The organism is Serratia proteamaculans, assembly GCF_008830365.1.
In the GTDB taxonomy this organism is placed as follows: Bacteria; Pseudomonadota; Gammaproteobacteria; order Enterobacterales; family Enterobacteriaceae; genus Serratia; species Serratia proteamaculans.
In genome coordinates this window covers 1-12997 of the sequence record NZ_WBKI01000003.1, presented here as the reverse complement: position 1 = coordinate 12997, position 12997 = coordinate 1, and the positions used below count along the sequence as shown (strand labels likewise).

Genomic DNA, 12997 nt, shown 5'->3' with positions numbered 1-12997 from the left:
GGACCGATATATCAGTTTACCTAGGGTAAGAGACATATTATGAGCAACATTATTAAGCAAATTGAACAAGAGCAGATGAAGCAAGACGTACCTGCATTCCGTCCGGGTGATTCCGTGGAAGTGAAGGTATGGGTCGTTGAAGGTAGCAAAAAACGTCTGCAGGCATTCGAGGGCGTGGTTATCGCTATCCGTAACCGCGGTCTGCACTCTGCATTCACTGTTCGTAAGATTTCCAACGGCGAAGGTGTTGAGCGTGTATTCCAGACTCACTCACCAGTAATTGACAGCATTGCTGTTAAACGTCGTGGTGCCGTTCGTAAAGCCAAACTGTACTATCTGCGTGAGCGTACTGGTAAGTCTGCTCGTATCAAAGAGCGTCTGAACCGCGTCGGCTAACGCTGCATCCAAAAGTTAATAACTATGAAGGGGTTGGCAATATGCCGACCCCTTTTTTTATGCCTATGGATCCCCAAACAAAGAACCTGCGATTGCAGGTTCTTCGTTTTACAGCGCTGCAGCACGTGGCTTGTTTTTTTCCGGATGCGGCTGAGCCGGAATGATATCACCAGGCTTCACAATCACTCGCGCGACGGACTCATGCGTGGCGAAGGTGCAGCTACAGTTAATGTTCTGGCATTGGTGATAGCGCTCTTTGGTCGCTTCACTCAAGTAACGACTGGAGCGAGTATGGGCCACGCTACCGCAGAGTGGACAGTGCATCATAGAAACCCCCTTGCAATAAATTAAGTAAAAATGGGTTAGCTATAGAGCTCAGAATAAAAAATTGAAATTACTCATGCTCTATAGTTGTTTAATAAGTACTGTGTATGCATACAGTATTAAGCTATTTGCTAAAGTCGTCAATAGTGAGACTGATGTTTTTAGCAAAATGTCTAAATTTTGTTTTTGGAAATAAAAAAAGCCCATCGATGATGGGCTTAGCGGCGTCATAAGTATTGGGACGGAAGGATTACAGGCCGTACACCAAACTGATTGAAGTAGTGGTGTCGGTGTTCTTCGGCGCTGACGCCGGCGGTTTACTGTTGTAAGTCACGGTGTAAGCCAGACGCAGGGCGAACCTGTCGTTTATCGCAACGCTCAGCGCAGTTTCGGAGTTCAGCGTGGTTTCTTCGTTCGCCAGTGCGGAAACGCCTTCGGAGAACTTGGTATTATCGGTCAGCTGGTACGAATAGTTGGCTGCACCGTAAGCCAGTGCTTTGGTTGAGCGGCCACCGCCATGATACTCATCGTGACGCACACCTGGACCAAATTCGACCCGCAGATCGCTGAGTGGCCCGTTGAGGATTTGGCGACCATAACCGCCGGTCAGCGTGGAGCGAGAGTCATAACCGTTGAAGCGGTCGCTCAGCCAGCTTGCCTGACCGAACAGGTAGTTGCGATCGGACAGGTTATAACGGGTACGTCCACCGGCCTGATACTTTTCAGATGAGCGCACGTTGGAGGACGTGGTGTTGTTGGCGGCTCCCCACAGGCTGTAGGCGGCATCGCTGTTGAACCAGGTCATGCTGGTGTTGGCCAGCAGGGTCGAGCTTTGTGAGTTGCCAGACTGCGAGTTGTAACCTGCCTGGACGTTGCCTTCAAACGGCTTTTTAGCGGTGGCCGGATCGTCCATCGCAGTGAAAAGTGTATTGTCGGCAAGGGCTGAAACACTGGTGAAAGTCGTTAAGCAGCTAATGAACAGCGGAATAGCGCGGCGAGCGCGTAAAGAGAGCATTTTGGATCCAGTTGTTAAGAGTGATTATAAGTGATGTCAGTCACATTATATCGATTCGTCATGGCGACCAAAATAGCTACGATTAGCTTAAGTTTTTAATTTCTCATCATCACTTATTCACTTTTCTTCTACTTAATTACCCCCTTCCTGCGGCATATCATGCTGAGTGTCCTTAGCGTTTGGCTGGACTTTGGTTGCGGTTGTCGTTTGATGGCAACAGTCGACAAAGATGCATGCCAGATAATCCAGGTTCAACGGAGAGGCGTACCCTAGTCTGGTGCACGGCTAAATAAAACAATCGTACAGATATGTTTACAGTTGGTGATGGTGGTGTGAATCAATCAAGATCAAAAAAGTTAAACGATACGTTTAATTGTAAGTTGATTTTTATAGTTATAAATCATGTTGTTAAGTTGTTTTGTTTGTCTCCGTTCAAACTGTTTTTTCTGGTCTTTATCGAATGGTAATTTTTTATTTACAGATATCGGATTGAAAACTTTACATCGCATGGTATGGTAAGGACCTGAAACGCTCAAGGTTGTATTAACGCTTACGCATAACGGCAAACGACAGGAACAGCATCATGCAAAAAGACGCGCTCAATAACGTTCATATCAGTGCAGAACAAATTCTGATCACTCCGGAAGAACTGAAGAACCAGTTCCCGCTCAGCGGCAGCGATGAAAATGAAATCGCTACCGCGCGCAAAACCATCGCCGATATTTTACAGGGGCGCGATCATCGCCTGCTGGTGGTGTGCGGACCTTGTTCTATTCATGATCCGGACGCCGCACTGGATTACGCCCGTCATTTGAAAACCCTGTCGGCTGAATTGAGCGATCAGCTGTATATCGTTATGCGTGTCTATTTTGAAAAACCACGAACCACGGTCGGCTGGAAAGGCCTGATTAACGATCCGTACATGGATGGTTCGTTTGATGTTGAAGCCGGTTTGCACATCGCGCGTCGCCTGCTGCTGGATCTGGTGGGCATGGGCCTGCCGTTGGCCACCGAAGCTCTGGATCCGAACAGTCCGCAATACCTGGGCGATCTGTTCAGCTGGTCAGCGATTGGCGCGCGCACCACGGAATCACAAACTCACCGTGAGATGGCTTCAGGGTTGTCGATGCCGGTGGGCTTCAAAAATGGTACTGACGGTAGCCTGGGTACGGCAATCAATGCCATGCGTGCTGCGGCGATGCCACACCGCTTTGTTGGCATCAACCAGGCTGGGCAAGTGTGCCTGCTGCAAACGCAGGGTAACCCGGATGGGCACGTGATCCTGCGCGGCGGTAAAACGCCGAACTACAGCGCCGAAGACGTTGCTGCTTGCGAAAAACAGATGCAGGAAGCGGGACTCCACCCGTCCTTGATGATAGATTGCAGCCATGGCAACTCGAACAAAGATTATCGCCGCCAGCCGGCGGTTGCCGAGTCCGTGGTAGAGCAGATTAAAGCGGGTAACCGTTCGATCACCGGCATCATGCTGGAAAGCCACCTGCACGAAGGCAGTCAGTCTTCTGAACAACCTCGTGCAGATATGCGCTACGGGGTTTCTGTTACTGACGCCTGCATTAACTGGGAAAGTACAGAGACGCTGCTGCGCCATATGCACCAGGAACTCGGCACTGCGCTGACGGCACGTACTGGAGAGTAGTAAGTTATGGTGGCTGAACTGACCGCGTTGCGCGATCAAATTGACGAAGTGGATAAGGCTCTGCTGGGGCTGCTGGCAAAACGCTTGCAGCTGGTGGCGGAAGTGGGTGAGGTTAAAAGCCACCATGGTTTGCCGGTGTATGTTCCTGAGCGTGAGGCGGCGATGTTAGCCTCACGGCGTCAAGAAGCCGAGAAGCTTGGTGTGCCACCTGACCTGATCGAGGATGTACTACGCCGGGTCATGCGTGAGTCTTATGTCAGCGAGAACGACAAAGGCTTTAAAACCCTGCACCCACAGCTGCGTCCGATTGTCATTATCGGCGGTAACGGTCAAATGGGGCGGTTGTTTAACCGGCTGCTGACGCTGTCCGGCTACCAGGTCAAGGTATTGGATCAGCAAGATTGGCCGCAGGCCGACACCTTATTGGCCGACGCCGGCATGGTGATTGTCAGCGTGCCGATTCACGTGACAGAACAGGTAATTGAGCGGTTACCGCCACTGCCGGCAGATTGTATCCTGGTCGATCTGGCTTCGGTAAAAAATCGCCCACTGAATGCCATGCTGGCAGCACATCCCGGGCCTGTGGTAGGGCTGCATCCGATGTTTGGTCCGGACGTAGGCAGCGTGGCCAAGCAGGTAGTGGTCTACTGTGATGGTCGCCAACCGGAAGCTTACCAATGGTTGCTGGAGCAATTGCAGGTATGGGGCGCTCGTTTGCACTGTATCAGCGCGGTTGAACACGACCAGAACATGGCGTTCATTCAGGCATTACGCCATTTTGCGACCTTTGCCTACGGTCTGCATCTGGCGGAAGAAAACGTACAGTTGGAACAGTTGCTGGCACTCTCCTCGCCAATCTACCGGCTGGAGCTGGCAATGGTTGGGAGGCTGTTTGCTCAGGATCCGCAGTTGTACGCCGATATCATCATGTCGTCGGAAGAGAACATTGCATTAATCAAACGCTACTACCAGCGGTTTGGCGAGGCAATAAAGCTGCTGGAGCAGGGCGATAAACAAGCGTTTATTCAGAGCTTCCAGAAGGTCGAGCATTGGTTTGGCGACTATGCGCAGCGCTTCCTGGTCGAAAGCCGTTCGCTACTGCGCCAGGCGAACGACAGTCGGCAATAAAGTCTCCGGGTTCGGCAATGCCGAACCCTTTTTTATCTCATTCAGGATGGATTGACCGGCACTACGTTGTCGCTTGGGTAGCAACCCAGTACTTTCAGCGAGCGGGTGATTGGCGTCAGATCTCTCAATGCTTTCTGCATTGATTCAGAACGTAGGTTTGCCTGCACATCGATATAAAACATTTCTTCCCACGGATTGCCGTTAATCGGGCGAGATTCCAGTTTGGTCATGATGATACCGTTTTCGCGTAGCACCAACAGGGCTTCAACCAACGCACCTGATTGCTGGCCGGTCGCCATAATCAACGTGGTTTTAGCCGGAACCTGTTCGGACACTTCAATAGCCTTGCGCGTCAGTACGATGAAACGGGTGATATTCTGCTGCTGATTGGCCAGATTATGCTCCAGCACCTGCAGCCCATAGAGGGCTCCACCGGCTTCGCTGCCTAGCGCTGCAGCTTTTGGCGAGTTCAATTTGGCCACTTTTTCCATCGCGGCGGCCGTGCTTTCACAGTATTCGATTTTCCAGTGTGGATAACGGTTAATGAACTGACTGCATTGCTGGAACGGCTGCGGGTGGCTATATACGGTTTCAATCTGGGCGAGATCGGTCTCACTGGCGACCAAGACACAGTGATCGATAGGGTTGGTCAACTCGCCGACGATCGACAGGCTGGTGTGTTGCAGCAGGTCGTAAACGTCGTTAATCGAACCGGAGCTGGTATTCTCGATCGGCAGGATGGCGTAATCCGCCTGGCCGGTTTCGACCTGGGTGAAGATGTCTTGGAATTTCTGGCAACCGCATTCGACCAACTGATCGAAGTGGCGAGCGGCATATTGGCGTGCGGCCAAATGTGAATAGGACCCCTTGGGGCCAAGGAAGGCGATGCGGGCGGAATGCTGGCTAACTTGATTGAGCTGGTTCTGCAGTAGCGACTGCTGGGTTAATACCGAGTCTTCGATAATCAGCTGGAACAGGCGGGTAACGTAAAAACCGTCCAGGTCGTAGGGTTTGGCGGCGGCGATCAGGGCGTCCAGCAGGTCGCGCTCGCGCTCTTTATCACGGATTGGCCGGTGAGAGTGCAGCTTGGTCTTTCCTACTTCTACCGCCAGCTCACGGCGTTCTGCCAGCAAGGCCAGCAGTTTCAGATCCAGTGCGCTGATGCGTTTGCGCAGCACGAGTAACGGGTTGTCAGTCATAATCAGCTTCTGCCTTGTATTTTTATACGTTGTAAAATAGCCATAAAAAAAGCCCCCTGGTTTCAGGAGGCTTTGCTGTTCGTCTTCGCATTCTTTATCACACGACGAAACGCCTCCCAATTAGGGGAAGGTAAAAAAGAATGCGAAGAAAAACGGTTTACGGAACATGGGTTATCCAGAGTATGCATGAGACAGGTTTTAAAGTAACCGCAGGCCTTTATCTCGTCAATAAAAAAAACCAGACAAAAAACGCGCCCTCAGGCGCGTTTGATGCGAAACAGCCGCTAAACGGTTATTCCTGTTCCGGCTCGACTTCTGGAATGATGTCTTTCACGCTGGTAGCGGCACGGCGTGCTTCGCCTTTGTGCTGAACCTTATTCAATTGGCGCTCCAGCTTGGCGATCAGATCGTTAACGGCGGTGTACATGTCTTCATGTTTTGCGCTGGCGACCAGCGGGCCGTTAGGGGTAGTAATGGTGGCATCGGCAACAAACCCTTTCGGCTCTTTGGATAAGACGATATGTGGGTTAATCAGTTGAGCCTGCCATTTTTCCAGTTTGGTGAGACGGTCTTCGACGTGACTGCGGATTGCGGGAGTGATATCCATTTGTTTGCTGGTAATGTTCAATGTCATATAACTTACCTCTCTGTCTTTCCGTCTTGGATGGATCCAGCATACCTCGCTTCTTGCTTAAATGCGTGATGAAAATCACGTATTTTTGTCACTTTTTGCAAAGTTAGTTCAATCTGTGATTCAGCATTTGAATTGGCTATCTAACGCTTGAGTCTTGTGAGCGGAACGCGCATGATTGAAAGGATAAGCGGTGGCGCAGTCTTGCTAACATCGTGTTTTTGCTTGTGTATTTATCCAGCCTTGGCTAAGTTCGCAGCAAATGAAAACGGCAGCCGAAGCTGCCGTTTTGTTTTTCTACCCTTGCCAATTCGGTTACGCCGGGTTGGCGGTAATCACTTTGGCCACTTTGTCGGCCTGACCGTCCAGTTGCAACTGCTTATATGCATTTTCCATCAGCGGCAGCGCGTCGCGCGTCGCTTGAGTATCTGGATATTCACGTAGCATCTGTTCGGCACGATTAACGACCGCGACGTAGGCACCGCGTTTAGTGTAGTATTCCACCACCGAAAGCTCATACTTGGCCAGGCGGTCTTTCAGATACACCAGACGCTTGTTGGCATCGGTCACATACTGGCTGTTCGGGTACTGCTGAATCAGCTGGCTGAAATCGCGAAACGCAGCGCGAGCATGCTGTGGATCGCGGTCTGAACGATCGACCCCGAAGAAGCCTTGCAATGCACTGTCATCCAACGCCATATCGGTCAGACCACGCATGTACATCACGTAGTCGATGTTCGGGTGCGTAGGGTTCAGACGCATGAAACGATCGATAGACGCCTGAGCCAGCGGTAAATCGGCAGATTTGTAGTAGGCATAAATCAGGTCTAACTGAACCTGCTGGGAGTACGGCCCGAAAGGATAGCGGTTATCTAACGCTTCGAGTTGCGTAATCGCGCCCTTAAAGTTACCGTCCTGCAGTTTTTGCTGGGCAGTAGCATAGATTTCCGAAGGTGGGTTGTCGGGAACCGCATCCTTGGATGTGGAGCAACCTGCCAGCGCCAGGCTCAACGTGGCTGCCGCCACCAGATATTTCATACGCGTCATGACGTTTTGATTATCCTCAGGGTGTTATTCCGGGAGACTGTCCGTTAAGCTCCCGACAAAGACCAGTTACAATAGCACATTATATTAAACGGCATCGCCGTGAAAACCCAACGTTAACGAAGAAGCTGCATATGGCACAACAAGTACAACTCACCGCAACGGTGGCCGAATCTCAACTCGGACAACGTTTAGATCAGGCTTTGGCCGAATTGTTCCCTGATTATTCACGATCTCGCATAAAAGATTGGATCCTGGACAATCGGGTACAGGTTAATGGCAAAACGATAAACAAACCGAAAGAGAAGGTACTGGGGGGAGAGACGGTCGCCATTGATGCACAGATAGAAGAAGACGCCCGTTGGGAACCGCAGGACATCGCGCTGAATATCGTCTACGAAGACAGTGACATTCTGGTCATCAACAAGCCACGTGACCTGGTCGTGCACCCTGGTGCCGGTAACCCGGATGGCACGGTGCTCAATGCGTTACTGCACTACTATCCTGAAATTGCCGATGTGCCGCGTGCCGGCATTGTGCACCGTCTGGACAAGGACACTACCGGCCTGATGGTCGTGGCAAAAACCGTTCCGGCGCAAACCCGGCTGGTCGAAGCGCTGCAGGCGCGTGATATCACCCGTGAATATGAAGCGGTTGCTATTGGTACCATGACCGCCGGTGGCACCGTCGAAGAGCCGATTTCGCGTCATTCGACCAAACGCACCCATATGGCAGTGCACCCGATGGGCAAACCGGCGGTGACCCATTACCGTATTATGGAGCACTTCCGCGCGCATACTCGTCTGCGTCTGCGCTTGGAAACCGGCCGTACTCACCAGATCCGCGTGCATATGTCACATATCAACCATCCTTTGGTGGGTGACCAACTGTACGGTGGCCGTCCACGTCCACCAAAAGGTGCGTCGGATGCATTTATTGCTGCGCTGCGCGGTTTCGATCGCCAGGCACTGCACGCCACCATGCTGCGTTTATATCATCCAATCAGCGGTATACAGATGGAGTGGCATGCGCCGCTGCCACAGGATATGGTCGATCTGATTAACGCGCTGAAAGCTGATACCGAAGAATTCAAAGATCAGATGAACTGGTAATGGATCCGCTCATCCTGCCCGATTGGCCGTTGCCTGCGGGGGTAAAAGCCTGCAGCACCACTCGTCATGGCGGCGTTAGCTTGCCGCCGTATGACTCGCTCAACCTCGGAACCCATGTGGGTGATGAAGAGCGGGCAGTGGCAGATAATCGCCAACGGCTGGTGGCGGGGGCCAGCTTACCTCAGATGCCAGTTTGGCTGGAACAGGTACATGGTACCCGCGTAGTGCGACTGGATGGGCAAACGCCAACCGATCTGCAAGCGGATGCGGTTTACAGCAATGTGCCGGGGCAGGTGTGTGCCGTGATGACGGCAGATTGCCTGCCGGTGCTGTTTTACTCGCAGGCCGGTGATGAAGTTGCCGCAGCTCATGCCGGTTGGCGTGGGTTGTGCAATGGCGTGCTGGAACAGACTCTGGCCGCTTTTGCCGCCCAGCCAGGTAGCATCAGCGCCTGGCTGGGGCCGGCGATTGGCCCGCAGCAGTTTGAAGTCGGGCCTGAGGTCCGTGCGGCATTTATTGCTGTAGACGCCGTCGCAGCAGCGGCTTTTACCCCCCAGGGAGATAAATTCCTGGCCGATATCTATTTATTAGCTCGCCAACGTTTGCAACGTGCAGGCATTCACAGTATCTACGGTGGCGATCGCTGTACGGTGAGCGAAATCAGTCATTTTTTCTCCTATCGTCGCGATGGAATAACCGGACGTCTGGCAAGTTTAATCTGGCTGATATAACCTATTGAATTAGGACGGTCCAAAGACGCATGATGTAGTACCGAAAATATACAGTCGAAATAACCTTGAATTTTTGAGGGATGACCTCATTTAATCTCCAGTAGCAATTTCGACCCAATCTTGGAGGTGTTATGCGTCTGGATCGTCTTACTAACAAATTCCAGCTTGCCCTCGCCGATGCCCAATCTTTAGCCCTTGGGCGCGACAACCAATTTATTGAACCGTTACATCTGATGAGCGCCTTGCTCAATCAGGAAGGGGGCACGGTTCGTCCACTCTTAACTTCTGCCGGTATCGATGCAGGGCGCGTGCGCACTGAAATCGAACAGGCACTGTCTCGTCAGCCTCAAGTCGAAGGCACCGGTGGCGACGTTCAACCGTCCCATGAACTGGTGCGTGTCCTTAACCTGTGCGACAAGCTGGCGCAAAAGCGGGCGGACAAATTCATTTCTTCCGAACTCTTTGTGTTGGCGGTGCTTGAAGATCGCGGAACATTGACCGATCTGTTGAAAGCGGCCGGTGCGACTACCGATAAAATCAGCAAGGCGATTGAGCAAATGCGAGGTGGAGACAGCGTGGAAGATCAGGGTGCTGAAGACCAACGTCAGGCATTGAAGAAATACACTATTGATCTGACCGAACGTGCCGAGCAGGGCAAACTTGACCCGGTTATCGGCCGTGACGAAGAGATCCGTCGTACCATTCAGGTGTTGCAACGCCGTACCAAAAACAACCCGGTGTTAATCGGTGAGCCTGGCGTGGGTAAAACCGCCATCGTCGAAGGTTTGGCGCAGCGCATCATTAATGGTGAAGTACCGGAAGGCCTGAAGCATAAACGCGTGCTGTCCCTCGACATGGGGGCGCTTATCGCCGGTGCCAAGTACCGCGGTGAGTTCGAAGAGCGTCTGAAAGCGGTGCTGAGTGATTTGTCTAAACAGGAAGGCAGCGTCATTCTGTTTATTGATGAATTGCACACTATGGTCGGCGCGGGTAAAGCCGATGGCGCGATGGACGCCGGTAATATGTTGAAACCGGCGCTGGCACGTGGGGAACTGCACTGTGTCGGTGCCACTACGCTGGACGAATACCGCCAGTATATAGAGAAGGATGCGGCGCTCGAACGTCGTTTCCAGAAAGTCTATGTGGCTGAACCCAGCGTTGAAGACACCATCGCAATTCTGCGCGGCCTGAAAGAACGTTATGAATTGCATCACCATGTGCAGATCACTGACCCGGCGATTGTTGCGGCGGCGACGTTGTCACACCGTTACATCTCCGATCGTCAATTGCCGGATAAGGCTATTGACCTGATCGATGAGGCAGCGTCCAGCATCCGTATGCAGATGGACTCGAAGCCGGAATCGCTCGATCGTCTGGAGCGCCGCATTATTCAGCTCAAGCTGGAGCAGCAGGCGCTGAGTAAAGAGTCGGACGATGCCAGCAAGAAACGACTGGAAATGCTTAGCGGCGAGCTCGAGCAGAAAGAACGTGAATATTCAGAGCTGGAAGAAGAGTGGAAAGCGGAAAAGGCTTCACTCTCCGGCACGCAGAATATTAAAGCGGATCTTGAGCAGGCCAAGATCACCCTGGAGCAGGCGCGTCGCGTCGGCGATCTGGGGCGGATGTCGGAACTGCAGTACGGCAAGATCCCAGAGCTGGAAAAACAGCTTGCCGCCGCCACGCTGGCCGAAGGCAAAACCATGAAGCTGTTGCGTAACCGGGTGACTGACGCAGAAATCGCCGAAGTGCTGGCGCGCGCCACCGGTATTCCTGTTGCGAGAATGCTGGAAGGCGAGCGTGACAAACTGTTGCGTCTGGAGCAGGAGCTGCATTCTCGGGTTATTGGTCAGGATGAAGCAGTGAGTGCGGTATCTAACGCGATTCGTCGTAGCCGTGCCGGTCTTTCAGATCCAAACCGACCTATCGGTTCATTCCTGTTCCTCGGTCCGACCGGGGTGGGTAAAACCGAACTCTGTAAGGCATTGGCTTCGTTCCTGTTTGACAGTGACGACGCCATGGTGCGTATCGACATGTCCGAGTTTATGGAGAAGCATTCGGTATCGCGGCTGGTGGGTGCGCCTCCGGGCTATGTCGGGTATGAAGAGGGCGGTTATCTGACCGAGGCAGTGCGTCGTCGACCTTATTCGGTGATCCTGCTGGATGAAGTAGAGAAAGCGCACCCGGATGTGTTCAACATCCTGCTGCAGGTATTGGATGACGGGCGTCTGACCGATGGTCAGGGCCGCACCGTTGATTTCCGTAATACCGTGGTGATTATGACTTCTAACCTGGGGTCGGACCTGATCCAGGAACACTTTGGTCAGATGAACTACGCGCAGATGAAGGAATCGGTGATGGAAATGGTCACACATCATTTCCGTCCGGAATTCATCAACCGTATAGATGAGGTGGTGGTGTTCCACCCACTCGGCCAGAAACACATTGCCGAGATCGCCAAGATTCAGTTGGCGCGTCTGTACAAACGTCTGGAAGAACGCGGTTACGAAGTCACTATGACCGAACCGGCGTTGGAGCTGCTGGGCAAAACCGGTTTCGACCCTGTGTATGGTGCGCGTCCGTTGAAACGCGCTATCCAGCAGGAGATCGAAAACCCATTGGCGCAGCAAATCCTTTCCGGCAAGCTGATTCCGGGCAAACCGGTGACGCTGGATGTAGAAAACGAGCATATCGTCGCCAGACAGTAACGACTATCTATAGTCATTACGATAAAAGGGAGCGGGAAACCGCTCCCTTTTCTTTATCTGTTTTCATTGGGTTTATAGGATTTTCCGAGGCAACGACCTTAAAACCCCACTTTTCTGGCTAATAAATATCCTAAAATGGCTTTTTTGGTGGTTATTTGAACGCTTGGAAAGTTTTTTGCATTTAGGGGTTGCGGCCTTCTGAGAACTCCCTATAATGCGCCTCCACTGACCGGGAACAACGACTCCTCTAACGAGAACCAAGTCGCCCAGCCAGGAAGAAGCAAGCCGGTGAAAACACCGTTTCTTAATAAGAAAAAAGCTTGACTCTTCAGCGGGAAAGCGTAATATGCACCTCCCGCGTTACCGAGAGTTATCTCAGTAACGAACGCTCTTTAACAATTTATCAGACAATCTGTGTGGGCACTCCACAAGACGATATCCAGAACCTTCGGGTTCGAAAAAATATCAAGTCTTGAAGAGTGACCAAGCAATAAGTCAGTCAGTTGATTCGTCAACGGTCTGATTATTACGAAAGTTAATTTTCGAGCATCGCTTCACGAGTTGAAGCAAATCAAGCTTTTAATTGAAGAGTTTGATCATGGCTCAGATTGAACGCTGGCGGCAGGCCTAACACATGCAAGTCGAGCGGTAGCACAGGAGAGCTTGCTCTCTGGGTGACGAGCGGCGGACGGGTGAGTAATGTCTGGGAAACTGCCTGATGGAGGGGGATAACTACTGGAAACGGTAGCTAATACCGCATAACGTCTTCGGACCAAAGTGGGGGACCTTCGGGCCTCACGCCATCAGATGTGCCCAGATGGGATTAGCTAGTAGGTGGGGTAATGGCTCACCTAGGCGACGATCCCTAGCTGGTCTGAGAGGATGACCAGCCACACTGGAACTGAGACACGGTCCAGACTCCTACGGGAGGCAGCAGTGGGGAATATTGCACAATGGGCGCAAGCCTGATGCAGCCATGCCGCGTGTGTGAAGAAGGCCTTCGGGTTGTAAAGCACTTTCAGCGAGGAGGAAGGGTTCAGTGTTAATAGCACTGT

At 52.1% G+C, this 12997-nt stretch carries 12 protein-coding genes, 1 rRNA gene and 1 other annotated feature; of the genes, 7 read left to right on the top strand and 6 right to left on the bottom strand.

All coding sequences use genetic code 11. From position 1 onward, the window contains the following. Positions 1-39 precede the first annotated feature (39 nt). A complete protein-coding gene (rplS, locus tag F8R23_RS13525; RefSeq protein ID WP_012005300.1) occupies positions 40-396 on the top strand; it encodes a 50S ribosomal protein L19 in 357 nt (118 codons plus the stop codon). A gap of 108 nt (positions 397-504) precedes the next feature. Here the strand turns inward: rplS and F8R23_RS13520 are convergent, their stop codons facing one another. After that, a complete protein-coding gene (locus F8R23_RS13520) occupies positions 505-723 on the bottom strand; it encodes an ogr/Delta-like zinc finger family protein (RefSeq protein ID WP_112348060.1) in 219 nt (72 codons plus the stop codon). 247 nt (positions 724-970) lie between these two features. Then, positions 971-1735, bottom strand: coding sequence for a DUF481 domain-containing protein (locus F8R23_RS13515; RefSeq protein ID WP_146751348.1), 765 nt, complete (start codon positions 1733-1735; stop codon positions 971-973). 583 nt (positions 1736-2318) lie between these two features. Between F8R23_RS13515 and F8R23_RS13510 the strand changes: the two genes are divergently transcribed. Beyond that, a complete protein-coding gene (locus tag F8R23_RS13510) occupies positions 2319-3392 on the top strand; it encodes a 3-deoxy-7-phosphoheptulonate synthase (RefSeq protein ID WP_099062825.1) in 1074 nt (357 codons plus the stop codon). 6 nt (positions 3393-3398) lie between these two features. Continuing rightward, the gene (gene tyrA, locus F8R23_RS13505; RefSeq protein ID WP_099062826.1) at positions 3399-4520 is read left to right on the top strand and encodes a bifunctional chorismate mutase/prephenate dehydrogenase; all 1122 of its coding nucleotides are present in this window, start codon (positions 3399-3401) and stop codon (positions 4518-4520) included. 41 nt (positions 4521-4561) lie between these two features. On the opposite strand, the gene pheA is transcribed toward tyrA, so the two are convergent. From pheA to bamD, 4 genes are all read right to left on the bottom strand, one after another. Beyond that, entirely contained in the window at positions 4562-5719 is a 1158-nt protein-coding gene (gene pheA / locus F8R23_RS13500) for a bifunctional chorismate mutase/prephenate dehydratase (protein WP_129934312.1), read from the bottom strand. Positions 5720-5761: 42 nt separating this feature from the next. Continuing rightward, positions 5762-5888: a sequence feature (Phe leader region), on the bottom strand. Beyond that, positions 5840-5887: a hypothetical protein gene (locus F8R23_RS24215; RefSeq protein ID WP_197724615.1), complete on the bottom strand. Its 48-nt coding sequence runs from the start codon at positions 5885-5887 to the stop codon at positions 5840-5842. Its footprint overlaps the feature before it by 48 nt. 123 nt (positions 5889-6011) lie before the next feature. Beyond that, a complete protein-coding gene (gene raiA, locus F8R23_RS13495; protein ID WP_012005327.1) occupies positions 6012-6353 on the bottom strand; it encodes a ribosome-associated translation inhibitor RaiA in 342 nt (113 codons plus the stop codon). A gap of 312 nt (positions 6354-6665) precedes the next feature. Then, positions 6666-7397 (bottom strand): outer membrane protein assembly factor BamD, encoded by a 732-nt coding sequence (gene bamD, locus F8R23_RS13490; RefSeq protein WP_129934313.1) that lies wholly within the window; start codon positions 7395-7397, stop codon positions 6666-6668. Positions 7398-7528: 131 nt separating this feature from the next. Here bamD and rluD point away from each other — a divergent pair, with 131 nt between their 5' ends. The 4 genes from rluD to F8R23_RS13465 form a co-directional block, all read left to right on the top strand. Continuing rightward, positions 7529-8506 (top strand): 23S rRNA pseudouridine(1911/1915/1917) synthase RluD, encoded by a 978-nt coding sequence (rluD, locus tag F8R23_RS13480; protein WP_099062829.1) that lies wholly within the window; start codon positions 7529-7531, stop codon positions 8504-8506. Then, positions 8506-9237, top strand: coding sequence for a purine nucleoside phosphorylase YfiH (gene yfiH, locus F8R23_RS13475; RefSeq protein ID WP_112348062.1), 732 nt, complete (start codon positions 8506-8508; stop codon positions 9235-9237). Before rluD ends, yfiH begins: the two co-directional genes overlap by 1 nt. Before the next feature lie 131 nt (positions 9238-9368). Next, positions 9369-11942, top strand: coding sequence for an ATP-dependent chaperone ClpB (gene clpB / locus F8R23_RS13470; RefSeq protein ID WP_085120345.1), 2574 nt, complete (start codon positions 9369-9371; stop codon positions 11940-11942). A gap of 580 nt (positions 11943-12522) precedes the next feature. Further along, positions 12523-12997: ribosomal RNA gene (locus F8R23_RS13465) — 16S ribosomal RNA — on the top strand; the annotation flags it as partial.

Excerpts from the sequence above, each read along its gene's own strand:
- F8R23_RS13520 (WP_112348060.1), bottom strand. The coding sequence starts at position 723 with ATGATGCACTGTCCACTCTGCGGTAGCGTGGCCCATACTCGCTCCAGT.
- tyrA (WP_099062826.1), top strand. The coding sequence starts at position 3,399 with ATGGTGGCTGAACTGACCGCGTTGCGCGATCAAATTGACGAAGTGGAT.
- F8R23_RS13510 (WP_099062825.1), top strand. The coding sequence starts at position 2,319 with ATGCAAAAAGACGCGCTCAATAACGTTCATATCAGTGCAGAACAAATT.
- rplS (WP_012005300.1), top strand. The coding sequence starts at position 40 with ATGAGCAACATTATTAAGCAAATTGAACAAGAGCAGATGAAGCAAGAC.
- yfiH (WP_112348062.1), top strand. The coding sequence starts at position 8,506 with ATGGATCCGCTCATCCTGCCCGATTGGCCGTTGCCTGCGGGGGTAAAA.
- F8R23_RS13515 (WP_146751348.1), bottom strand. The coding sequence starts at position 1,735 with ATGCTCTCTTTACGCGCTCGCCGCGCTATTCCGCTGTTCATTAGCTGC.
- clpB (WP_085120345.1), top strand. The coding sequence starts at position 9,369 with ATGCGTCTGGATCGTCTTACTAACAAATTCCAGCTTGCCCTCGCCGAT.
- pheA (WP_129934312.1), bottom strand. The coding sequence starts at position 5,719 with ATGACTGACAACCCGTTACTCGTGCTGCGCAAACGCATCAGCGCACTG.
- rluD (WP_099062829.1), top strand. The coding sequence starts at position 7,529 with ATGGCACAACAAGTACAACTCACCGCAACGGTGGCCGAATCTCAACTC.
- raiA (WP_012005327.1), bottom strand. The coding sequence starts at position 6,353 with ATGACATTGAACATTACCAGCAAACAAATGGATATCACTCCCGCAATC.
- bamD (WP_129934313.1), bottom strand. The coding sequence starts at position 7,397 with ATGACGCGTATGAAATATCTGGTGGCGGCAGCCACGTTGAGCCTGGCG.